General features: G+C 36.6%; 27 protein-coding genes. 9 read left to right on the top strand and 18 right to left on the bottom strand.

Annotated features, from left to right (window positions below; all coding sequences use genetic code 11):
• Positions 1 to 23 precede the first annotated feature (23 nt).
• The 4 genes from miaA to SOM16_RS11600 form a co-directional block, all read right to left on the bottom strand.
• On the bottom strand, positions 24 to 953 hold the full coding sequence (gene miaA / locus SOM16_RS11615) for a tRNA (adenosine(37)-N6)-dimethylallyltransferase MiaA (RefSeq protein ID WP_320464176.1): 930 nt from the start codon (positions 951 to 953) through the stop codon (positions 24 to 26).
• A 70-nt stretch (positions 954 to 1,023) separates the two neighbouring features.
• A complete protein-coding gene (locus tag SOM16_RS11610; RefSeq protein ID WP_320464175.1) occupies positions 1,024 to 1,668 on the bottom strand; it encodes an IS1096 element passenger TnpR family protein in 645 nt (214 codons plus the stop codon).
• A 98-nt stretch (positions 1,669 to 1,766) separates the two neighbouring features.
• Positions 1,767 to 3,221 (bottom strand): CCA tRNA nucleotidyltransferase, encoded by a 1,455-nt coding sequence (locus SOM16_RS11605; RefSeq protein WP_320464174.1) that lies wholly within the window; start codon positions 3,219 to 3,221, stop codon positions 1,767 to 1,769.
• A gap of 87 nt (positions 3,222 to 3,308) precedes the next feature.
• Positions 3,309 to 3,875: an L-threonylcarbamoyladenylate synthase gene (locus tag SOM16_RS11600; RefSeq protein ID WP_320464173.1), complete on the bottom strand. Its 567-nt coding sequence runs from the start codon at positions 3,873 to 3,875 to the stop codon at positions 3,309 to 3,311.
• A 192-nt stretch (positions 3,876 to 4,067) separates the two neighbouring features.
• On the opposite strand from SOM16_RS11600, the gene SOM16_RS11595 reads away from it, so the two are divergent.
• Entirely contained in the window at positions 4,068 to 4,634 is a 567-nt protein-coding gene (locus tag SOM16_RS11595; RefSeq protein ID WP_320464172.1) for a DUF4136 domain-containing protein, read from the top strand.
• A 6-nt stretch (positions 4,635 to 4,640) separates the two neighbouring features.
• Here the strand turns inward: SOM16_RS11595 and SOM16_RS11590 are convergent, their stop codons facing one another.
• Complete coding sequence (locus tag SOM16_RS11590; protein ID WP_320464171.1) at positions 4,641 to 5,846, bottom strand: glycosyltransferase family 1 protein; 1,206 nt, start codon at positions 5,844 to 5,846, stop codon at positions 4,641 to 4,643.
• A gap of 15 nt (positions 5,847 to 5,861) precedes the next feature.
• Positions 5,862 to 6,680 carry a 2,3,4,5-tetrahydropyridine-2,6-dicarboxylate N-succinyltransferase gene (locus SOM16_RS11585; RefSeq protein WP_320464170.1) on the bottom strand — a complete coding sequence of 273 codons (819 nt, stop codon included), beginning with the start codon at positions 6,678 to 6,680 and terminating at the stop codon, positions 5,862 to 5,864.
• Positions 6,681 to 6,854: 174 nt separating this feature from the next.
• Between SOM16_RS11585 and SOM16_RS11580 the strand changes: the two genes are divergently transcribed.
• Positions 6,855 to 7,256: an RNA-binding S4 domain-containing protein gene (locus SOM16_RS11580; RefSeq protein ID WP_320464169.1), complete on the top strand. Its 402-nt coding sequence runs from the start codon at positions 6,855 to 6,857 to the stop codon at positions 7,254 to 7,256.
• A 7-nt stretch (positions 7,257 to 7,263) separates the two neighbouring features.
• Here the strand turns inward: SOM16_RS11580 and SOM16_RS11575 are convergent, their stop codons facing one another.
• The 3 genes from SOM16_RS11575 to SOM16_RS11565 all read right to left on the bottom strand — a co-directional run bounded on the left by SOM16_RS11575 (position 7,264) and on the right by SOM16_RS11565 (position 9,233).
• Entirely contained in the window at positions 7,264 to 8,031 is a 768-nt protein-coding gene (locus SOM16_RS11575; RefSeq protein WP_320464168.1) for an EcsC family protein, read from the bottom strand.
• 54 nt (positions 8,032 to 8,085) lie between these two features.
• The gene (locus SOM16_RS11570; protein ID WP_320464167.1) at positions 8,086 to 8,568 is read right to left on the bottom strand and encodes a nucleoside deaminase; all 483 of its coding nucleotides are present in this window, start codon (positions 8,566 to 8,568) and stop codon (positions 8,086 to 8,088) included.
• Between the two features lie 65 nt (positions 8,569 to 8,633).
• Positions 8,634 to 9,233 carry an OmpH family outer membrane protein gene (locus SOM16_RS11565; RefSeq protein ID WP_320464166.1) on the bottom strand — a complete coding sequence of 200 codons (600 nt, stop codon included), beginning with the start codon at positions 9,231 to 9,233 and terminating at the stop codon, positions 8,634 to 8,636.
• A gap of 480 nt (positions 9,234 to 9,713) precedes the next feature.
• On the opposite strand from SOM16_RS11565, the gene SOM16_RS11560 reads away from it, so the two are divergent.
• The 5 genes from SOM16_RS11560 (at position 9,714) to SOM16_RS11540 (ending at position 13,882) form a co-directional block, all read left to right on the top strand.
• Positions 9,714 to 10,103, top strand: coding sequence for a hypothetical protein (locus SOM16_RS11560; protein WP_320464165.1), 390 nt, complete (start codon positions 9,714 to 9,716; stop codon positions 10,101 to 10,103).
• Between the two features lie 122 nt (positions 10,104 to 10,225).
• Positions 10,226 to 10,609 (top strand): VOC family protein, encoded by a 384-nt coding sequence (locus SOM16_RS11555; protein WP_320464164.1) that lies wholly within the window; start codon positions 10,226 to 10,228, stop codon positions 10,607 to 10,609.
• A gap of 142 nt (positions 10,610 to 10,751) precedes the next feature.
• On the top strand, positions 10,752 to 12,710 hold the full coding sequence (gene gyrB, locus SOM16_RS11550; RefSeq protein ID WP_320464163.1) for a DNA topoisomerase (ATP-hydrolyzing) subunit B: 1,959 nt from the start codon (positions 10,752 to 10,754) through the stop codon (positions 12,708 to 12,710).
• A gap of 133 nt (positions 12,711 to 12,843) precedes the next feature.
• Positions 12,844 to 13,182, top strand: coding sequence for a PadR family transcriptional regulator (locus SOM16_RS11545; RefSeq protein ID WP_320464162.1), 339 nt, complete (start codon positions 12,844 to 12,846; stop codon positions 13,180 to 13,182).
• Between the two features lies 1 nt (position 13,183).
• A complete protein-coding gene (locus tag SOM16_RS11540) occupies positions 13,184 to 13,882 on the top strand; it encodes a hypothetical protein (RefSeq protein ID WP_320464161.1) in 699 nt (232 codons plus the stop codon).
• 16 nt (positions 13,883 to 13,898) lie between these two features.
• On the opposite strand, the gene truA is transcribed toward SOM16_RS11540, so the two are convergent.
• Positions 13,899 to 14,699: a tRNA pseudouridine(38-40) synthase TruA gene (truA, locus tag SOM16_RS11535; RefSeq protein ID WP_320464160.1), complete on the bottom strand. Its 801-nt coding sequence runs from the start codon at positions 14,697 to 14,699 to the stop codon at positions 13,899 to 13,901.
• Positions 14,700 to 14,772: 73 nt separating this feature from the next.
• Between truA and SOM16_RS11530 the strand changes: the two genes are divergently transcribed.
• Positions 14,773 to 15,156: a YchJ family protein gene (locus tag SOM16_RS11530; RefSeq protein WP_320464159.1), complete on the top strand. Its 384-nt coding sequence runs from the start codon at positions 14,773 to 14,775 to the stop codon at positions 15,154 to 15,156.
• Here SOM16_RS11530 and SOM16_RS11525 read toward each other — a convergent pair.
• The 7 genes from SOM16_RS11525 to mnmD form a co-directional block, all read right to left on the bottom strand.
• Entirely contained in the window at positions 15,151 to 16,275 is a 1,125-nt protein-coding gene (locus tag SOM16_RS11525) for an ATP-binding protein (RefSeq protein ID WP_320464158.1), read from the bottom strand. The genes SOM16_RS11530 and SOM16_RS11525 overlap by 6 nt on opposite strands.
• Before the next feature lie 125 nt (positions 16,276 to 16,400).
• Positions 16,401 to 16,805 (bottom strand): hypothetical protein, encoded by a 405-nt coding sequence (locus SOM16_RS11520; protein WP_320464157.1) that lies wholly within the window; start codon positions 16,803 to 16,805, stop codon positions 16,401 to 16,403.
• Positions 16,806 to 16,807: 2 nt separating this feature from the next.
• A complete protein-coding gene (gene mazG, locus SOM16_RS11515; protein ID WP_320464156.1) occupies positions 16,808 to 17,614 on the bottom strand; it encodes a nucleoside triphosphate pyrophosphohydrolase in 807 nt (268 codons plus the stop codon).
• Between the two features lie 10 nt (positions 17,615 to 17,624).
• Entirely contained in the window at positions 17,625 to 18,074 is a 450-nt protein-coding gene (locus SOM16_RS11510) for a hypothetical protein (protein WP_320464155.1), read from the bottom strand.
• Positions 18,075 to 18,103: 29 nt separating this feature from the next.
• Positions 18,104 to 19,213 carry an AI-2E family transporter gene (locus SOM16_RS11505; RefSeq protein ID WP_320464154.1) on the bottom strand — a complete coding sequence of 370 codons (1,110 nt, stop codon included), beginning with the start codon at positions 19,211 to 19,213 and terminating at the stop codon, positions 18,104 to 18,106.
• A 79-nt stretch (positions 19,214 to 19,292) separates the two neighbouring features.
• Positions 19,293 to 20,240 carry an aldo/keto reductase gene (locus SOM16_RS11500; RefSeq protein ID WP_320464153.1) on the bottom strand — a complete coding sequence of 316 codons (948 nt, stop codon included), beginning with the start codon at positions 20,238 to 20,240 and terminating at the stop codon, positions 19,293 to 19,295.
• Between the two features lie 105 nt (positions 20,241 to 20,345).
• The gene (gene mnmD / locus SOM16_RS11495) at positions 20,346 to 21,008 is read right to left on the bottom strand and encodes a tRNA (5-methylaminomethyl-2-thiouridine)(34)-methyltransferase MnmD (protein ID WP_320464152.1); all 663 of its coding nucleotides are present in this window, start codon (positions 21,006 to 21,008) and stop codon (positions 20,346 to 20,348) included.
• Between the two features lie 278 nt (positions 21,009 to 21,286).
• Here mnmD and SOM16_RS11490 point away from each other — a divergent pair, with 278 nt between their 5' ends.
• On the top strand, positions 21,287 to 21,625 hold the full coding sequence (locus tag SOM16_RS11490) for an MmcQ/YjbR family DNA-binding protein (protein ID WP_320464151.1): 339 nt from the start codon (positions 21,287 to 21,289) through the stop codon (positions 21,623 to 21,625).
• A gap of 1 nt (position 21,626) precedes the next feature.
• Here the strand turns inward: SOM16_RS11490 and SOM16_RS11485 are convergent, their stop codons facing one another.
• Positions 21,627 to 22,091: a DinB family protein gene (locus SOM16_RS11485; RefSeq protein WP_320464150.1), complete on the bottom strand. Its 465-nt coding sequence runs from the start codon at positions 22,089 to 22,091 to the stop codon at positions 21,627 to 21,629.

The raw sequence follows: 22,091 nt of genomic DNA, 5'->3' as shown, positions 1-22,091 counted from the left end.
TGTTTCAAAAAAAAGGGATTTGCTTAGCAAATCCCTTTTTTTTGAATGAGCATTTCGATATGATCAATAACCTGATTGCCCTGATCTGGCTCAAACCAATTGATTTCTTCATCTCTTCTAAACCAGGTAAGTTGGCGTTTGGCAAAGCGACGGGTATTTTGCTTAATGCTTGATATGGCATCTTCAAGTGATATTTTTCCATCTAGATATTCGAAAATTTCACTGTAACCCACCGTATTTAAAGCATTATAAGTTCTGAAATCTGAAAGTAATTCTACTTCTTTAATTAGTCCACTGCTAATCATTTGGTCTACCCGGCTGTTAATCCGGTTGTAGAGCATAGCCCTATCTGTGTTCAAGCCAATTTTGACTATATTAAAAGGTCTTTCTTTCTTGGTAGCGGATAGCATAGAAGAAAGCTTTTGTCCGGTGGATAGAAACACTTCCAATCCCCGGATCATTCTTTGGGGATTCTGCTGATCAACTTTTGAAAAATATTCGGGATCTACTTCAGCCAGTTTTGATTGGATAGGGGCAATGCCTTCTATTTTGAACTGCTCATTCAATTGTGTTCGGATAGAAAGATCAATTTCTGGCATTTCATCAAGCCCATTGATCAAAGCATTTACATATAGGCCTGAACCACCAACCATAATGGCCAGGTCATGATGGGCAAAGATTTCTTCAAGTTTTTTTAATCCTTCTACCTCAAAATCTCCGGTACTAAATAGTTGTTGAATAGAATGCGAATCTATAAAATGGTGTTTAGCTGCTGCAAGTTCATTTATATTTGGCTTAGCCGTACCGATTTCCATCTCTTTAAAAAACTGCCGGGAATCTGCCGAGATAATTTCAGTATTAAAATATTGCGCCAGCTGGATGGCTAGGGCCGTTTTGCCTATCGCCGTTGGGCCAACTACCGACACTAAAGTTTTTTCTTTCCACACCGCCATTATTGTTGTTTGGTTTAAAGCAAAAAGTCAGATGTTTCCATCTGACTTTCATTTATATAGTTAACGTTGACTAATAATCGTCTTTTTGATTCTCATCGTAATTGTCGCTATCTGAAAATTCGTCTCCGAACTCATCATCTTCAGATTCTTCATCGTCGTCACGCTCTTTTTCGTTAATTCCCATCTCGCCCATGGCTTCGATTTCGTCTGTATCCTCTGGAACAAAATTCAATTCATTTAAAAAGTCGAATTCACCAACTGCTACAGGAGCGTTTTCGACATCATCTGTGGTCACCGCATTTTTTTCGAAAATCTTTGGGGCGTCGCCGGAGCTTTTTGCCAGGAAGGGATATTCGATACTTGGATCAGCATCTAAAACAATTTTGACCAATTCAACATGGAAATCAAAAGGGCGATCGAAATTATAAATATAATAGAACTTCTGATGTGGATCTTCGATAAAACCACTCAACTTAGAATTTTCCATTAATACTACGCGATCTTTTTTTCTTTCATTCGGCAGATAGGCAATTTCATCGCCCTTTAACCAATTGTCTGTACTCACATAAAATGAAGAAGATTTTTCTGCGTTATAGCCAGTTGATTTATGAATAGCCTTATGCAGGTCTTCAAATGTTTGGTTTGATTTAATGTCGATCTCTCTCACCACATCATCAAAATCTTCGAAAGTAATTCTGAATTTATAAATTGCCATTATTGTATTTTGGAATCGTAAAAATAAAGTTAATTTACATTAACAACAAACATCTTGCGGCGCAAAAATCGCCTTCTATTGGTATTTGGTCAATTAAATTATTTAAGAACAGGATTTAATCCCATTTGTTTTGCCTGGTTCAGCATAAAATCAAATGCCTCCTGGTAGTCGTTAGTAATTTCACCTTCCAGGATAGCCTCGCGAATAGCGTTTTTAATTAAGCCTACTTCCTTTCCTGCTTCTAAGCCAAAAGTAACCATAATATCGTTTCCCGTAATTGGAGGCTGCCAATTACGGATTTTATCCCTTTCTTCTACATCTTTTAGTTTCTGTTTTACCAGGTCGAAGTTGTTTCTATATTTTGTCTTTTTGTATTCGTTTTTTGTTGTAACATCTGCATTGCATAAAAGCATTAAGCTATCAATTTCTTCACCAGCATCAAAAAGTAATCTTCGTACGGCAGAATCTGTGACTACTTCCTGGGCCAATACAATCGGCCTTAAATGAAGTTGCACAAGTTTTTGTACGTACTTCATTTTTTCGTTTAAAGGTAATTTAAGCTGAGCGAAAATTTTCGGAACCATTCTGGCGCCTTTATCTTCGTGACCGTGAAATGTCCAGCCATGTCCTTCTTCAAAACGCTTCGTTGCAGGTTTAGCAATATCGTGTAATATAGCTGCCCAACGTAACCATAAATCATCAGTGTAGGCACAAATGTTATCTAACACTTCTAAAGTATGGTAAAAATTGTCTTTATGTCCTTTTCCCTTAATAATTTCTACTCCGTAAAGCTGTGCCATTTGAGGGAAAATGATCTGTAATAAACCGGTATCAAATAGGTGTTTAAAGCCAATAGATGGCTTGGCAGACAAGATGATTTTATTCATTTCATCTGTAATTCGCTCTTTAGACACAATACTTATTCTTTCTTTCTGAGTCTGAATGGCGTGGAGCGCTGCCGGATCGATCTTAAAATTAAGCTGAGATGCAAAACGAATCGCCCGCATCATTCTCAAAGGATCATCTGAAAAAGTAACTTCCGGATTTAGCGGGGTGCGGATAAATTTGCTTTTTAAATCCAGCAGACCATCAAAGGGATCCAACAGTTTGCCGAAATGAGCGGCATTAAGATTAATTGCCAAAGCATTAATGGTAAAATCGCGGCGGAGCTGATCGTCTTCTAAAGTACCGTCTTCTACAATCGGCTTGCGGGATTCTGAACGGTATGATTCTTTTCTGGCGCCAACAAATTCTACCTCTAAATCGTGGAACTTGATATTGGCGGTGCCAAAATTTTTGAAAACAGCAACTTTGGTATTTAGTCTTTTAGCAACCGCTTCTGCGTAAGCTATTCCACTACCTACTACCACCACATCAATATCTTTTGACGGGCGATTGAGGAAAATATCCCGAACAAAACCGCCAATAACATAGGCTTCAATGTTAAGCTGATCGGCTACAGATGAAAGTGTTTTGAATATCGGATTTTTCAGATGGACGCTTAAATCCGTTAAAGAGGACTTCACACTTCCATCACTTAAATTAGATTCCATATATAAAGGCAATAAATGCCAAAATTACTAAAAACATTCGGTGCGCAAAGGGTTTTGGTTTGATTAGGCAGCGGATTAGCCAGGTGATTATTTGCGAATAAACTCAAACTGCCCACCGGGAGAGAGTTTCATAATGGTAGATGGCTTTTTAATGCTGCGATTTTCTTGTTCAAAATCAACTACAAGGTCTACTAAGTCTAAAATTTCAGGATCAATATCATCAAAGAATTTTGGAGAAGGCTGTCCACTTAAATTGGCCGAGGTAGAAACGATTGGCTTACGGAAGCGTTGAAGAAGTGGTGTACAAAAATCATGCTTCACAATCCTGATGCCCACACTTCCATCACTGTTAATTACATTCGGCGCCAGGTTTTTTGCCCCGGGAAAAACAATAGTTAGCGGATTTTCTGCATATTCAATAAGATCATAGGCCACTTCGGGAACCTCATTAATATAGCTTTGAATTTTACTATCCACATCTAGCAGTACAATTAAACTTTTCTCAGCAGGACGGTTTTTAATTTTTAGTAATTTTTCTACCGCTTCTACATTAGTTGCATCACAGCCTAAACCCCAAATGGTATCCGTCGGATATAAAATTACCCCGCCATCTTTCAGTACTTCTAAAGCTTTATTAATTTCCTCTTTGAGCATATACAAAGGTAATTTTTTAGTTGAAATGTTAAATATGCACAATTCGTAAAATATTTAACATTTGCGATAAAACTTTCTGTTTCATAACACGTTCTATCCAAACAATTTGATTGTAAAAATTACATCTGATTAGACAATTTCAGATTAAATTTTGTTATTTTTATTATCGGTTATTTAAACAAAACAACACACATGAAAACAGTTAAAAACTTATTGATGCTGCTTACAACTGTAATCGCATTGGCAGGATGTTCGAGTCTCCGCACGGCATCCGATTTCGATAAAAATGCAGACTTTAATCGTTACAAAACTTATAATTTTTACGATAAAGGAATCGCTAGAGTTAAATTAAATAATCTGGACAAAAGACGTTTGGTGGCAGCCGTTGAAGCTGAAATGAATGCCAAGGGCTTTACTAAAGCTGAAAAACCAGATATGCTGGTTAATTTAGTCGTTGTTGCCAGAGAAAAAACTGACATCTACGGTCCTGGTTACTACGGTGGCTGGGGTTGGGGCGGCGGCTGGGGCTGGCGTGGCGGTTGGGGTTCTCCTTTCTGGGGGGGCGGCAACTATGTAAATCAATATATTGAAGGCACAATTATCATTGATTTCCTTGATCCTGCTAAAAAAGAATTATTCTGGCACGGCAGGGGAAGCGGCTTTAACTTAGATAATCTGAAGAAAAGGGAAGAACGCCTTTACACGGGTGTGAGAGAGATTTTAGCACAATATCCGCCAAATGCGTTAGCTGCAAAATAATAGCGGTTAACTGATCAAATTTTGATAGCAATTCATTAATTGCTGCGTAACGAGAGGGCTGTTGAATTTTTGAACAAATTCCAGCCCTTTTTCTTTCATCTCATTTTGCAAGCCGACATTTTCTAAAACCAAATTAATCCAGTGGGTTAATCCGGTAACATCATCAGGATTAATGTAGATACTATGGGGTCCTCCTGCTTCTTCTAAGCAAGAACCTGTGGCTGCAATTACCGGTACTTTTGAATATAAAGCTTCTATGATGGGGATTCCAAAACCCTCATAAAAAGATGGATAAACAAAGAGGCTGGCCATTTGATAGATGCCAGGTAAATCTGCGAAAGGGATATTCTTGAGAAAGATGATACGATTTCGGAGTCCTAACTTTTCTATTTCCCTTTCTACTTCTTTAAAATAAGGTGTTTGTTTACCTATAACAACTAATTTGTATTGATCGTTTACATTTTTAAGTGCCTGGATAATTAGTTTGAGGTTTTTGCGCTGCTCGATTGTACCTACATTTAAAATGTATTGATCTGGAAGCTTATAGGTAAGTGTGATACGTTTTAGGCTTTGCGCTGGCAATGGTTCTTTGAAACTGTCATCACAACTTTGATAAATCACTTCAATTTTGTCTGGATCTGTTCCATAGAATTCAACAATATCTGCCTTGGTTTTTTCGCTGATCGCAATGATTTTATCAGCTCTTTTGCAGGCTGATTTACTTTTCCATTCGTAGAGTTTCCGATCGATAAACTGGTAGTAGTGCGGAAAGCGAAGAAATATTAAATCATGAATGGTTACTATGGATTTGATTTTGGTATGCTGGATTGCGAAAGGAATTTCATGACTTAATCCATGAAAAATCTGAACGTGATCTCCGCCTAAATCCTTTAGAATGTTTAAAGTCCTCCACAGAAAAGTACCCTCTTTGGGTAATTTCAAAGTGATATTATCCTGCGCTAAAAAAGAATCAATTTGTTTATGGCTTTTTACCTTTGGTGAATAAACAAAATATTGATTTTCAGGATATTGATTGGCAAGGGATTCGATTAAAGAGCGGCTATAATTACCTAGGCCAGTTAAATTATTTGCAGCACGTTTGCCATCGAAACCTATTTTAAGTGGAAAGCTAAAAGCCGAAAGACTAATGCTTGATTGCTCAAGTTCGTTACTTTCGGCTTTTTGTGTTTTATTTTCGCTTTCAGCTTTCACCTTTATAATTTCAGCTTAAACAGCTACATTATTTTCTCTCAACGCATCGTTAAGTGAAGTTTTCTTATCTGTACTCTCTTTACGTTTACCGATAATTAATGCACAAGGCACCTGATATTCTCCTGCAGGGTATTTTTTAGTATAGCTACCAGGAATTACCACGGAGCGGGCCGGAACAATCCCTTTGTATTCGATAGGTGTTGGGCCAGTAACATCAATAATTTTAGTTGATGCAGTTAATACCACGTTAGCACCTAAAACAGCTTCTCTTTCTACTTTTACACCTTCAACAACGATTGCTCTTGAACCTAAAAATGCATCATCTTCGATAATTACAGGAGCTGCCTGAACTGGTTCCAATACTCCGCCAATGCCAACGCCACCGCTTAAGTGAACACGTTTTCCAATCTGCGCACATGATCCAACTGTAGCCCAGGTATCAACCATGGTACCTTCATCTACATAAGCTCCAATGTTTACGTAAGATGGCATCATGATTACACCTTTTGCTAAATAGGCACCGTAACGTGCGCTTGCCATAGGCACCACACGAACACCAGTTGCTTTATAGTCTGTTTTTAAATCCATTTTATCGTGGTAAACAAAAGGACCGCTTTTAATTTCTTTCATCTCACGAATCGGGAAATATAAAATCACTGCTTTTTTTACCCACTCATTAATGCCCCATGAATTTAGAACTGGTTCAGCAACGCGTATTTCGCCTTTATCTAATCCTTGAATAACGGTTTCGATGGCTTCGCAATAGTTGCTATACTTTAAAAGGGTTCTGTCTTCCCAAGCGGCTTCAATTAATTTCTTTAAATCTGAATACATGATGTTTTTAAATTTTACGCAAAATAACTTAAAATTTTTGGTTTATTAGTTTTTAGGTAGTTGGTTTTTTGGGTTAGGGTTGCTTAACTTTGTTTTTCAAATTTTGAGCGTTTTGGATTTTAATTGATGGTTTTTACCAATCAACTAGAAAACCAAGCAACTAACAAACCACTAATGGCAGAGGCAGAAAAACTTAGAATCGATAAATATCTGTGGGCAATCAGGTTGTTTAAAACCAGAAGCCTGGCAACGGATGCGTGCAAAGCTGGACGTGTGAAGTTAAAGGGACAGAATATTAAACCATCAGCAATTGTAAAGATTGGTGATGTATTCCAGGTATCTAAAGGGATAGAGAAGAAAATTATTGAAGTGGTGGATTTTTCTTACAATAGAACGGATTCGCCAACGGCATTAACAAAATATAAAGATTTAACTCCTGTAGAGGAAACACATGCTTTCAAATCTGCTTTCCATGCACCAAATTTAAAACGGGACAGAGGTACAGGACGACCAACTAAAAAAGATAGAAGAGAAACCGATGATTTAATTGGCGGAATGTTTGAGGATGATAATTAAATAATCATCAGTCTGTGAGCCTAAAGTCGTTAGGCGACTCATGACTTAAGACTATAGACTGAAGACCAAAATAACGCATTCGGTAACTCATCATGGCTGTTTTTCCTAATTTTTCGATGAGTTTATAGTTTGCTACGGCGCCAACGGCTGCACCAATAAAGGGTACCATTTGTGCCAATTTAGCCAGGTCGATATAGTCGCGATATTGCTGTTGAAAAGTTAGCCAATCAAATTCATCGATGTTGGTAGGTAACTTATGGGCAAGTTCGTCCCAGTTTTGCATTTTCAAATAAACGTTTCTACTTTCTTCTTTGCTCGAGAAAGCCAATTGAAAGATATGAAGAATATATAATCGCTCGCGGTAATCTTTCACATCATAACCGTATACTGCAGCAATATCAAAAAGCATTTTCATTTTGATGCCGAGCAATAGTGGAAAATCGGCCAGGCTCATTAAAAATCCTCCTGCCCCTGTAATTCCACCTTCAGCAGCTCCGGTTTTTTTATAAGTTTCTATCTTCTGTTTTACCACTGCTTCTCGGTGCATCAATGTTAAATCTAAAACAGGTTTCGAAGTGGTATAGGTTGATCCAAATAAAACCGCCTTAACCATTTGCTTGATGGCTGTTGTGATCGCATTGTGGATTTTATCGGGGATATAACTATTAATTTTCTTTTGAACGCTATCGGTAACCTTATTAAAAAGAGAAGATTTCTGTAAAGTTTTAAACTTCCAGAAATCCAGTTCATTGGTGATTTTTTGTTCGTAAGTCATTCCGCTTCGTTTATACTGAGACGTTTGGTCGGCCCGAATTGTTTCAATCCAATCTTAATATTCAAGCCTAAGTGGAGAAGTTTTCCAAAGATCAAAAGCTTCCATGGCTTCGTTGCGCAGCATCTGTACCACAGGTAAAGTGCGTTTTTCCATTGGCTTTTCAATTTCCTCGTAAATGAATTTATCACTGAAACCAATATTTTCGGCATCTACTTTTGTATTTGCATAATAGATTGTACCAATTCTTGCCCAGTATATTGCAGCCAGACACATGGGGCAAGGTTCGCAGCTGGTGTAAATTACACAACCTGTTAAGTCGAAAGTATTGAGTTCGGTACATGCCAAACGGATTGCTGAAACTTCTGCATGTGCGGTTGGGTCGTTTGTTGAGGTAACTTTGTTTGCAGAACCGGCCACCAACTTCCCATCTTTAACTACAACGGCACCAAAAGGACCTCCTACGTTCTCGCTTACATTCTTTATCGATAGCGAAATAGCCATCCTCATAAATTCTTCGTGTTGTTTTTCGTTCTCCATTGAAAAAAGTAAGCAAAAAAAATGCCCCGATTAAATCGGGGCATCTAAAATGATTGTTTTAAAAACTATTTTTTTGTGTATTCTGCGTTTAATCCTTTTATTACTTCAGAAGTTATGTCTAAACTTTCGTCTGCAAAGAGAATGGCACTATTACCTTTAGAGAAAGTTAAGACCATTTTATAGCCTTTTTCTTTTGAATATGTTTTTAAATAACCAGCAACTTTATCATAAAGTTTCTCAGTTTCTACAGCCTGTTCATTTTGTAAAGCACCGCCAGCATTTTGTTGGTAGGCTTGTAATTCCTGACCTTTTCTGCCTAAGCGTTCTTCAGTAGTTTTGCGTTGATCTGCAGAAAGTGTACCTGCAGATTGTTGATATTGAGTTACTTCGCGTTGGTAAGCTTGTTGTTTTGATTGTAAATCTGCTTGCGCATTTTTAGTTTTAGTTTCGAATTTGGTTCTCAAATCTTTGTAATACTCGTATTTATTCAATAATGAATCTTGATTTACAAATACTATTTTTTCATTAACAGAAACTGCCGCAGTTGTGCTATCTGTCTTTTTAGTTTCAGTGGTTTTAGCGTCTTTGTTTTGGCATGCAGAAAATGCTGTAATTAAAGCAGCTGTAGCAAATAAACCAAAGGTTTTAAAGGTTTTTCTTTCCATTATTGTTTAATAAATTTTAACAAACTTATAGAAATTAGTTTTTAAATGCAATTAAGAGTTACGCTTAACGCAAGCCAAATTAGATTAATGGCTAAACACGGTTTGGAAAGCAGGCTGAGTTTTTCATTTTTAAGTTTGCTTCAATAAATCACTTTACTCTTTTAATCGGCCGAAAGGGCTGATGCTATCGTTTAGTTTTATAAGGTTTAAGTAGCTTTTTGCTGCAGAAATTAACGGTTGCATGGCGGCTAAACTTATCCAAGTACAACTTGTTTTGCCTTTTAAACCCGATTGAAATGGAAAGCGCCAGTTCTTTCCACAGGCCTTGAAATGGAAAGCGTGACTAATACTCAATTGAAACGCTGGTTTTGTTTTCCAAAACCTGTTAACTGCTATAGATAAGTGAGTTAAAAAGAAAGATTTTTAATACTGGCGCATTTTGATTTATAGATATATTCTTAGCTTTACTTTTAAAAAAAAATGATGAAAGCATTCGCCCCAATCTTAATTATCCTAGGTATGGGAATTTCTGCACAGGCTCAAACCTATCAAGCGGTAACTAGCAAAAACAAAACCTATCTGGCTACTGTAAAAGGATTAACTTACACGTATAAAAATGGGGTAATCACATTAAAAAATAACGGTAACTATGATTTAGGTACGGTTAGCATTACCGCTACATCCAAAAAAGATCCAAACTTATTTGGAATTGCCTTATTTGAAGATGGATTAGATAAAGGATCGGAAGTGAAAGCCGATGTTTATTTCACTACGGGCCAGGGAATAAAAACCAGTGAAATTCCGTTAAATAAAATCGATCAGAAAAGTTTAGTTTTCACTTTTGACAAAGCAACCCGGGCTCAACGTTAATTAAAATTAGCATAATCACTTGTATTGTATTTGCATAGTTATTCCAAATCTAAGTGGGTAATCTAACCCTCATAACAGGACGCTTTACTGAATTCCTATCACTATAAATCTGAATATAATACATGAAAACAACATTCAATCTGGATACCATCATTTTCTATGTGCAAAACGTAGAAAAATTAACGGCCTTTTATGCTACCATTTTTGGTTTTGAGGTGGTAGAAAAATTTGAATCCACCTGGGCGCTTCTTTCTTCAGGGCCTTGTAAAATTGGTCTCCATCAAATTGGAGAAGGTTATCTGGATAAAAGCAAAGGCGCATTTAAGGTTGAAAGCATTGCTAAAATTGTTTTTGAAATCGATCAGGATATACATGCCCTGAAAACTTATTTAGTGGATCAGGGTGTAGAGATGAGGGAGGTTAAAACTTTTGAAGCATATGATTATTGGTTATGTGATGGTTTAGACCCGGAAGGAAATGTTTTCCAGTTGAAACAGCAGAAATAATTAGCCAGGATGCCCATCTTTGTGATTTGCGAGGGGTACACGGGTTCATACAACCTTTTTAATACCCCCGGTACATTTATCCACATATTAGTTTAAATGCCAAATTTTGCGTATTTTTGGTACTTATAGTTTTTATTAAAATATGAGCGAAGAACAAGATTTAAAGTCAAATTATTCGGCAGATAATATACAGGTTTTAGAAGGTTTGGAAGCGGTGCGTAAGCGCCCTTCGATGTATATAGGTGATACTGGTGTAAAGGGTTTGCATCATTTGGTTTATGAGGTTGTGGATAACTCTATTGATGAGGCTTTAGCCGGTCATGCAGATACAATCGACGTCAGGATTTTAGAAGGAAACTCCATCCGGGTTGAAGATAACGGTCGTGGTATTCCAACCGGAATTAATACAAAAGAAAATAAATCGGCACTAGAAATCGTAATGACGGTTCTACACGCGGGTGGTAAATTTGATAAGGATACTTATAAAGTTTCTGGTGGTTTGCACGGTGTGGGGGTAAGTTGCGTGAACGCATTATCTACTGATTTAAAGGCCGAAGTACACCGTGAAGGTAAAATCTGGATGCAGGAATACAAAATTGGTGTTCCGCAATATGATGTTAAAGAAGTTGGTACAACTGATAAAAGGGGTACGATTGTAACTTTTAGTCCGGATGCTTCAATTTTTACACAAACAACAGAATATAAGTACGATACGTTAGCTTCTCGTTTACGTGAATTGGCTTTCTTAAACAAAGGAATCAAATTAACTTTAACGGATGAGCGCGAGACTTTAGAAGATGGTACCTTTTTATCTGAAGTTTTTCAATCTGAAGGTGGCTTAAAAGAATTCGTTTCCTTTTTAGATGGAACCAGAGCATCCTTTTTACCAGAGCCAATTTATATTGATGGAATTAAAAATGGTGTTCCGGTTGAACTGGCTTTCCAATACAATGACAGCTATTCGGAAAATGTTCACTCTTATGTAAATAACATTAATACACATGAGGGCGGAACACACATTGCTGGTTTCCGTAGGGGTTTAACGCGTACTTTAAAAAGTTATGCAGATAAATCGGGTTTGTTAAAGAACCTTAAGATGGAAATTACTGGTGATGACTTTAGAGAAGGCTTAACGGCCGTAGTTTCTGTAAAAGTACAAGAGCCACAATTTGAAGGACAAACTAAAACTAAACTGGGTAACAGTGAGGTGATGGGAGCAGTAGATATTGCTGTTGGCGAGGCATTGGGTGCTTACTTGGAAGAAAATCCGAAGGAAGCTAAAATGATTGTTAACAAAGTAATTTTGGCGGCAACGGCTCGTGCTGCGGCACGTAAGGCCCGTGAAATGGTACAACGTAAAAGTGTAATGGGTGGTTCTGGTTTGCCAGGAAAACTGGCCGATTGCTCTGACAGTGATCCTGTAAAATGCGAAATTTATTTGGTAGAGGGAGATTCGGCGGGTGGTACTGCTAAACAGGGTCGTGATAGAAATATTCAGGCTATTTTACCTTTAAAGGGTAAGATTCTGAATGTGGAGAAAGCGATGGAGCACAAGATTTACGAGAACGATGAGATTAAAAATATGTTCACGGCAATTGGTGTGAGCATTGGTACGCCTGAAGATGATAAAGCTTTAAATATGACAAAACTTCGTTATCATAAAATCGTTATTATGACGGATGCGGATATTGATGGTTCTCACATTACAACCTTAATTTTAACTTTCTTCTACCGTTATATGAGGGCTTTAATCGAGGCTGGTTATGTTTATATTGCATCGCCACCACTTTACCAGGTTAAAAAAGGTAAAGATTTTGAGTACTGCTGGAATGATGTACAACGTGATGCGGCTGTACAACGGATTAAAGGTAATGGTAAAGAGGATAGCGTACACATTCAACGTTATAAAGGTTTAGGAGAAATGAATGCCGAACAACTTTGGGATACCACATTAAATCCGGCTACGCGTACGCTGTTACAAGCTACCATTGAAAGTGCTGCGGAATGTGATCATACCTTCTCTATGTTAATGGGCGATGAGGTTGCTCCACGTAGAGAATTCATCGAACGTAATGCAAAATATGCTAAGATTGATGCTTAATAGGAGCTGAAAGCGCATAAGCTAAAGCTGAAAGCAAATAAAACCCTCTTCGAGTTTAAAACCTGGAGAGGGTTTTTTAGTATTATATTTATATACATAGATAGATTATGTATATAAATTTTTATATTTGATTATGGCAATCAATAATGAATTATTTAAAGGCACTTTGCAAACGATCATTTTGAATCTATTATCTGAAAATGAGCGAATGTATGGGTATGAAATTACTCAAAAAGTTAAATTTATTACTCAGGGAGAATTGTTATTGAAAGAGGGGGCGCTTTATCCTGCTTTGCATAAGCTTGAAGCGGATGGACTATTGGAAACCTCCACAGAAGTTGTAGATAACCGTGTGCGTAAATATTATTCCTTATCGAAGGATGGTGAAAAGAAGGTGGTTAGTAAACTTCAGGAGGCAAAAGATTTTATCACTCAACTACAACTATTGTTAAACTTAAAGCCAAATATTTGATATGCAGCTTACTAAACAACAGATTGAGAAATTAAGAATTCATTTGGAGGAAAGTGGATTTAAATATATCGATGTACAGATGGAAATTCTGGATCATGTGGCTACAGCAGTAGAAGAAAGAATGACTGAAAATCCGGGCTTAACTTTTCAAGATGCTGTAAATCAAACGCAGGCTTCTTTTGGGCCAAAGGGCTTTAGACAGATAGAAATTTCCATTATAGGGGGGATGACTAGAAGGTATAGAAAACTATTCTTTAATGAATTTATATCCCTTTTGAACTATAAGTATATCGCATTAGTTTTATTCTTCTGTTTTTTGGTGTACAAAATCCAGCAGTTTTTTGGTAATCAAGATAAATTTTTAACGTTTGTGATACTAAGTATGATGATGGCATTCGTTGCATCACTAACTTCAGGTTTAAATACTGCAAATTATAAGAAATACATGCTTTGTAAGATTTCAGGATCTTATATAAATTATACGGGTGTGTTCTTTACGTTAATCTTTCAATCTATAACTACGCCATTAAAAGTCCATTTAGATGGAGTGAATGCTTCCTATTTATTTACCTCCCTAGCCATCACGCTGTATGGATTATATTATATTTCCGCAGTTAGGATAGCAAAACAAGGCATTTTTGAAAGTCAGCAACTGCTTGAGAAGTTTAAATCAATGAATCACAAAACCGAAAAAATTTAATTATTCTGGTTAGCTATCAAATCGCCAGCCAATCAGTTCCCTGGTTTGCAGTTAAAAATTCCGTTCGTGGTTCGAGGTTTAAATAAGGGTAAGTTACTTTAGATAAATATAAGCCTGTTGGGTGAGCTGGTGAAACAATATTACCGATCTGCAAATCAATAAAATGACTTTCAAACTCCTCCACGCTTAATTCGCTTTTGCCTACTTTTAAAAGTTGCCCCATAATTATTCGAATCATTTTACCTAAAAAACGGTTACTGGCAATATTAAAGCGGAATCTATCACCTCTAGCATTCACGAATAAACCGGCCTCCATTACATTACACTTAGTATGGTCGTACTTATTTGGATGGGTACAAAAGGCCCTGTAATCATTATATTTTGTTAAAAGGTTAACCGCCGCCTTCATTTTATACAGATCAAGATTTGCTTCCTGGTAAAGCGAACTTTGTGTATTCAGAAACGGATCTTTATAGGTGTGCAGAAAGTAGTCGTATTTTCGCTGAACGGCATCAAAACGGGCGTGCGGTTTGCCCTCCATCTTAATAATGTCAAAAACAGCTATATTGTAAGGTAAGGCTTTATTAAGGCGAAAAACTAAATCGAAATCAAATGCCTCTTCTAAATCTGCATGAAAGAAAAACTGACTGGCGTGCACATGTGCATCAGTTCGGCCGCAACCTATGATAGCGATTGTTGTTTTAAAAATTTTAGAAAGTGTTTGCTCGATAACTTCCTGAACGCTTTTTACGCCAGGTTGTTTTTGCCAACCACTAAAATACTGACCTTGATAGGCAATGTGAAAGAAATACCTCATTTTTCGAACTGCAATTTTACGTAAATTTTAGTGGCGGAAACAATAAATGATGATTTTGCTGTTAAATTTGAAAATGAATAATATTAATTGCCCTTGTGGAAGTAATTTGCAGTACGAGAACTGTTGTCAGCCATACCATTTAACACTGAAATCAGCTCCAACTGCTGAAGCTTTAATGCGGTCGCGTTATTCGGCATTTGTGCTGGCAGATGCTGATTACCTGTATCAAACCACGCACATAAGTAAACGAAAAGGCAACTCAAAAGATGCATATTTAAAAAGTGCAAAAGATACGAAGTGGCTGAAGCTTGAAATTATATCAGCCCATACAGATCAGGTAGAGTTTAAGGCGTTTTATCTGAATCAGAAATTTCAGCCTGAAGTATTACATGAAAAATCTAATTTCAAATTGGAAGATGGGAAATGGTATTATGTTGATGGCGTGTTTTACTCATGACAGAAACTCGTGTAAATTATCAGGTGTAATCACTTTAGTTTCTACATTTTTATAAGCATCTAAAAATGTTTTTGGAAATTTAGCCTTCGTTTTTTGATTCCATTTCACTTCATAAGCATTCATTATTCCATTCCTTTCTTCAATGTAATCAATTTCTTGCTGTGCATGTGTTCGCCAAAAATATTGATTGCAATTAATTTGGTTGTAAGTAAGAAACTTTACCCTTTCACTAATGACAAAATTCTCCCAAAGCGCACCAATATCTTGTCTTAAGGTTGCCGGACTAAATTGATTGATTACCGCATTTCTGATGCCGTTGTCATAGAAATAAATCTTCCTGCTTTTCTTTAATTCATTTCTCAAATTTCTGCTTAGTGAACCTAATCGAAAAACAATAAATGCCTTTTCCAGCAAATCAATATATTTTTCTGTGGTTTGATTATCTAGTCCTGTGAGTTGCCCCAGTTCATGATAAGAAACTTCATTTCCAACCTGAAAAGCTAACGCCTGAATCAATTTCTCCATTTTATCAGGTTTCTGAATTTTTTCCCAGGTTAAAATATCTTTATATAAATAACTATCTGATAATTGCTTTAATCTAGTTTCCTCTTCACCTTGATTATTAACAATTTCTGGGTAATAGCCATAAACTAAACGGTGGTTTAAAAGTCGTTTTTCCTGAAGTAATCCATGTTCATTAACCATTTCTCCAAAAGAGAAAGGAAATAAATTGTATTCCCATTTTCTGCCGGTTAGCGACTCGTTGATATGGTTAGCCAATTCAAAAGCAGAAGAACCTGTAGCAATTACCTTAACATCTTTTAATTGGTCGATAATTACTTTGATGGATATCCCGATATTATCAATTCGTTGTGCCTCATCAATTACCAATGTTTTTGTTTTTCCCAACAAAGAACGAAGGGCGGTAGAGGTTGTGTTGGTTAAAATAGCCCTGATGTCTGCATCATCTCCATTCCACCAGGTAACAGGACTCGAAAATGTTGATGAAAGTTGCTGGAGCAACGTACTTTTGCCAACTTGCCTCGGACCTAAAAGGATTATTGCTTTTTCGTCTTTAAGGTGTTTTGCGATAGAATTTGATATTGCCCTGGAAATCATAATCGCAAATTTAATATAAATTTTGCGAATGCAATCGCAAAATTTATATTAAATTTGCGATTATACTCTTTTTTGGAGTAATTTTTGAATTTAATATTTGATTAGCTTATTTGACTATTAAAAAATTACAAGTCAATATCCAATGTGATTTCAATTTTTCCGGCGTTGGTTTTGTATACATCTAAAGCAACTAAATCAATAGCTGAGCTGTCTAATGATTCTGTTTCTGAAAATATTAAAAACTGCTCTCTGATTTCAATCAATAATAACTTTCTAGAAAAGCCGATCGACGAAAATAAATTAAATGATGCTGGATTAGCTAAAGGATAATCAATGAAAACTGTGATTTCATTTTCATGGATAACAATTTCCTCTGCATCAATTAAATTAAGAATTTCTTCATTCCCACGACCAATATTGATCCACGGAATAATACCATCATCTCCAACTGTTCGGGTAGCCCTGACATTTAACGTAATAATGTTGACTAAATTTTTAGGGCTTTGAAATTCTTGTGGTGCTGTATTCATGCTTACAATTTCTTTGCCTCATTCCAATAAATATCCATTTCTGCAAGTGTCATATCAGCTAATGCTTTGCCATTATCTTTGGCTTTGTTCTCCAGGTACTGAAAACGCTTGATAAATTTTTTATTCGTTTTTTCCAATGCGTTTTCCGGGTTGATATTGATAAAGCGGGCATAATTAATCAGTGAAAAAAGAACATCGCCAAACTCGGATTCTGCTTTTTCTACATCAATAGCGATATTGTCAGCTACGTTAAATTCTGCCTTAAATTCTTGTAATTCTTCTTCTACTTTCTCCCAAACCTGGTTTTTATCTTCCCAATCGAACCCCACGCCACGGGCCTTTTCCTGTATTCTAGATGCTTTCACTAATGCAGGTAGAGAAGTTGGAACACCAGCTAAAACTGATTTATTTCCCTCTTTAAGCTTAATCTGTTCCCAATTTCGCTTTACATCTTCTTCATTTTCTACCTCAACATCGCCGTAGATATGCGGATGACGATTCACCAATTTATCGCATACACCGTTCAAAACATCAACGATATTGAAATCATTGGTTTCGGAAGCAATTCTGGAATAGAAGACCAGGTGCATCATCACATCGCCCAGTTCTTTTTTAATTTCGTTCAAATCACCCTCTAAAATGGCATCACTTAACTCATAAGTTTCCTCGATGGTTAAATGACGCAAGGTTTCCATGGTTTGTTTCTTATCCCATGGGCATTGGGTACGAAGGGTATCGAGTACGGTTAAAAGTCTGTTGAAAGCATCAGCAGGGTTATTTGCAGTAACAGGAATCGTGTTGTTGGGCATGTTGTGTGTTTTATCGAACGCTAAAATACCAAACCCAGGCGATTAAGAAAAATTGAAAAGGAATTCTGAACCATAAATATTTAACTCCAGGCCCGGCCTTGAATAAATTTTCGTAATTTATTTTGTTTTTGGCTGCATAGATATTGGCGGGTAGAATAGCCAGTAAGAATACAATCAGTGCTATTCCGGTGTAATAACGGGTAACTTCAATTCCTAAGCCAATAGCGAAAAGAATTTCTAAAATACCAGTGATAATCACAATTTCTACTTTTTTGGGGATAAAAAGCGGAATCATAGCGGCCATAGAGGTTTTAAACTTAAAATGGCCGATGGCCGTAAAAAGCAGCATCACCGCCATGGCTATATTTCCGGCAAAAATATTTCCTTTATCAAAATTGGTATGGCTTCCAAATGCAAGGATGGCTACGTAAACAATAATTAAAATAAATAATGGTTTCATGGGTAAGTGTATTCGCTATTAGGTATTGACTAGTCTTTTTCTTCTAATTTTATTTTTTTAGTGATCTGGTAAACCCGCTTTTTCTTCGCTGGTTTATGCTCTTCGCCCATTAGAATTCCCCATGGTTTAAGGTTATCTATCCGGTCAAAAATAATTTTCAGCATGGCCAGGTAAGGAATACACAAGAACATGCCGGAAATTCCCCATACCATCTCACCTACAATAATCCCCAGGAAGGCAAAAAGTGCGTTTATTTTTACCTTAGAGCCTACTACCAGTGGCATTAGAATATTTCCATCAATAGCATGTACACCAATAAATGTAATCAGAACAAGCAGTACTTTTCCTGCGCCAGCAGTTGCAAAGGTAATTAAACAACTAACCAACAAGGCGAAAAAGATGCCAAGATAAGGAACCACGTTGAAAATACCTGCTACCAAACCTAAGAGAACTGCATACTTAACCCCTAAAATGCTTAATATGGCAATCATTAAAATGGTAACAATAAGCATTTGCAAAAACAAACCGATAATGTATTTTTTAATGATATATTGAATCTGGCTTACAATTTCAATTACTTTTTCTTTGTGTTCTTCTTTAAATACCGCGGTTAAGAATGTAAATAATACCCTGCGATAATTCAGGATGAAGAAGGTGAATAATAAAGTAAATCCTAAAAAGAGGAGGGTAGAAGATAGGGTAGCGAGGGTTGTAGCCACAATGGTAGCACTTGTTGCCAATGCTTTTTCTGTGCTATCATTTAGGTATGTTAGCTGTTTTTCGGTGTTTACATGGAATGTGATTGAGATCCAGTGTTGCAATTCATGAAAAGAAATGTTGGCTTTTTGCTTTAGTAACGGCCAGTCTGCCCATAAATCACTTAATTGATTCCCGAAAAAATACATAATTCCACCTATCATCGCAATCATTAGGATGACGGCAAAGATTGTTGCCAGGCTTCTTTTTAATCTGAATTTTTGTTCTAAAAAATTTCCTACGGGAAGTAATAATATGGCCATGAGAAAAGAAAAAAGAAGTGGTGCCAAAAGTGATTGACCTAATATGGCGATGTAGGTTAAACTGATTAGGCAAAAAAGAATAAGAGCCAGTTTAGGCAAGAACGTTAATTTTTCTCTCATGATAGTTTTAAATCCACATTAATACAAAATGCCCGATTAATGGTTTGATTAATCGGGCATTTAAATATAGTTGATTTTCTTAATAGATACTTGCTTTATCTAGAAGTGAAATATCTTCTGGTGTTAATTTTAAATTAGCAGCCTCCGTAAAAGATTTTAATTGACTTAAATCAGTTACGCTGGCTATAGGTGCAGTAATGGAAGGATGATAGATTAGCCAGGCCAGAGCAACTGAGGCCTGTTCTACCTGATGTTTATCTGCAACCTGATCTAAAGCATCAAGAATTCTGAAACCTCTTTCGTTTAAGAATTTTTTTACGCCACCTCCACGCTTACTCTTATTTAAATCATCTTCGCTTCGGTACTTTCCTGTTAAGAAGCCACTCGCTAAAGAATAATAAGTGACTACTCCCAAATCGTTTTCGAGACAAATCTTTTCATGCTCACGCTCAAATTCTTCTCTATCAAACAAATTGTAGCCAGGTTGATAAACTTCGTAACGGGGTAAATTATGTTGTGCAGAAAACAGTAGAGATTCTTTGAGTCTGGCGGCTGAAAAGTTCGAAGCGCCAATCCAACGTACCTTTCCGGCTCTGATTAAGGTTTCATAAGCACTTAATGTTTCTTCAACAGGCGTTGTCTCATCATCAAAATGAGAAAAGTATAAGTCAATATAATCTGTTTGCAAACGGGAAAGTGAATGTTCAACCTGATTAATGATATAATCTTTCTTGAGCGATTTGCCCGAGCCCATATCAGAACCGACTTTGGTGGCAATAACCACATCATGGCGCTTATTATGTTTTTTCAGCCAGTTGCCGATAATGGTTTCTGATTCGCCTCCCTTATTGCCTTCTACCCAACGGGAGTACACATCTGCTGTATCAATAAAATTAAATCCGTTATCAACAAACTGATCTAAGATTTCAAATGATTTTTTTTCATCAATGGTCCAGCCGAAAACATTTCCTCCAAATACAATGGGTGCAATATTTAAATCTGTTTTACCTAATATTCTTTTTTCCATGATCTACAATTTAATATATAGTTAAACAAATGAACGGAACTGTGGTTTTCGCAGGTGGTCTCCTTTCTGTCAGTTTTAGCAGGATATCATTAGCAGACTATGTTTTTACATTTTTGTTGCCCTGAGCATTTCCCGCTTGCCTGGTGCGCCAGGAAGTTTTTCAATTGTTAAACCACAGGCTTTAACTGCTCGTTTTAAATTTCCGGTAATTGCATAGGTGACGAAGGTTCCTCCGGGTTTAAGAAAACTACAAGCATGGGCGATGATTTCGTTGCTCCACATTTCTGGCTGGTGCTGAACGGAAAAAGCATCATAATAGATTATATCGAATTTCTTTGCAGTATTGAAATCTGCAAGCGTTGTATGTGGAATTTCGAGCTTGCATTGCGATGATAGTGTTTGTTCTCCTTTTAAAGCCTCATTATAATTGGAGATGAAATTATCCCAGGTTTGTAAAGAAACATAAGCTGAATAGCCGGTTTCGTAAATTACTTCTGTAGTTAATGGAAAGGCCTCAATACTGGTGTAATCCAGGTGAATGTTGTTTTGAACACTATACTCGAAGCTTAGTATAAAGTTTAATCCGGTTCCAAAGCCGACTTCCAGAATGGAAATCTCTGATTTTTCGGCTGTAGCATACTTTAATCCTGCATCGATGAAGACATGTTTGCTTTCTTGCAAAGCACCATGTTTGCTATGGTAATGTTCGCCAATGGTTTCGTTATAAAGTGTATTGGAGCCATCGGCAGTTGGGGTGATAATATTCATAGCCAGGATTTACAGGATTAAAGAATTTCAGAATGAGCGGTAAAGATAAGTAAGATAGGACAGGATTTACAGAGATGAGGTATTTTAAGGGCAAAGGAATAAAGGGTGATTTGGGTGGCCTCTAGATTTTAAGATGATGGTGTAATTTATTACTTTCGTTTTGAAAAAGACTTAAGTAAGGTCAAACCTGATTTAAGCAGATTCTGTTTACTCTAAAGACTAAAGACTAAAGACTAAAGACTAAAGACTAAAGACTAAAGACTAAAGCTAACGAAAAAATGGATATTGAATCTTTCAGAGAATATTGTTTAAATCTGCCGGGAACTACTGAGGGGATGAAATGGGGTTATTTATGTTTCATGATTGAAGAAAAGATATATGTCATTATCGCTATAGATGAGGGGACTCGATTTTCTATAAAATGTAATCCTGATGATTTTGATTCTTTAACGGCAAGAAACGGAATTGCACAGGCTTATCATTTAGCAAAACGCCAATGGATTGGGGTAGAACATCTTGATGTATTAAATGATCAGGAGCTAAAATCAAGAGTTGCTGATTCGCGTGCACTGGTTGTGGCTAAGCTTCCAAAAAAAACACAGGCAAAATATATTTAATTTATACCAATTTTTTAAGCGCCATGATATAACCAATATGCATGCCTTCATGGAAAGGAATAAAGTTTATGGCGTCTTCAATGGTTTTTAATTTCATTCCATAACGTTTATCCCATTGATCAAACTTTAAAAACAGCTGGTTAGCATAATCTATTTTAAACTGATCAATGCTGGATAGAAAGATTGAATAAATATTTTTGATTTCTAGCTCGTTAATAATGGCATCAGGTTTTGTTCCGCTTAAAAAAGGGAAGAGGTATTTATCTTTTACAGTGGGTGATAATTTAGATCTTGTATAACAAAGATTTTGTTGTGCTGCGGTTAGATGTGCAATATTCCATATGATATTGTTGTTAAAACCATCGGGGATTTTATTAAGTTGTTCAATACTTAAATCCTTTACCAAATCTAAAATAAAAATTCTGGTGTTTTTTATTTGATCTATCTGTTCCGGGCCACTTAACAT

This window comes from Pedobacter sp. CFBP9032 (assembly GCF_034045265.1).
Classification (GTDB): Bacteria; Bacteroidota; Bacteroidia; order Sphingobacteriales; family Sphingobacteriaceae; genus Pedobacter.
Note: the sequence above shows the minus strand (reverse complement) of the source record. Positions and strands in the feature narration are given on the sequence as shown.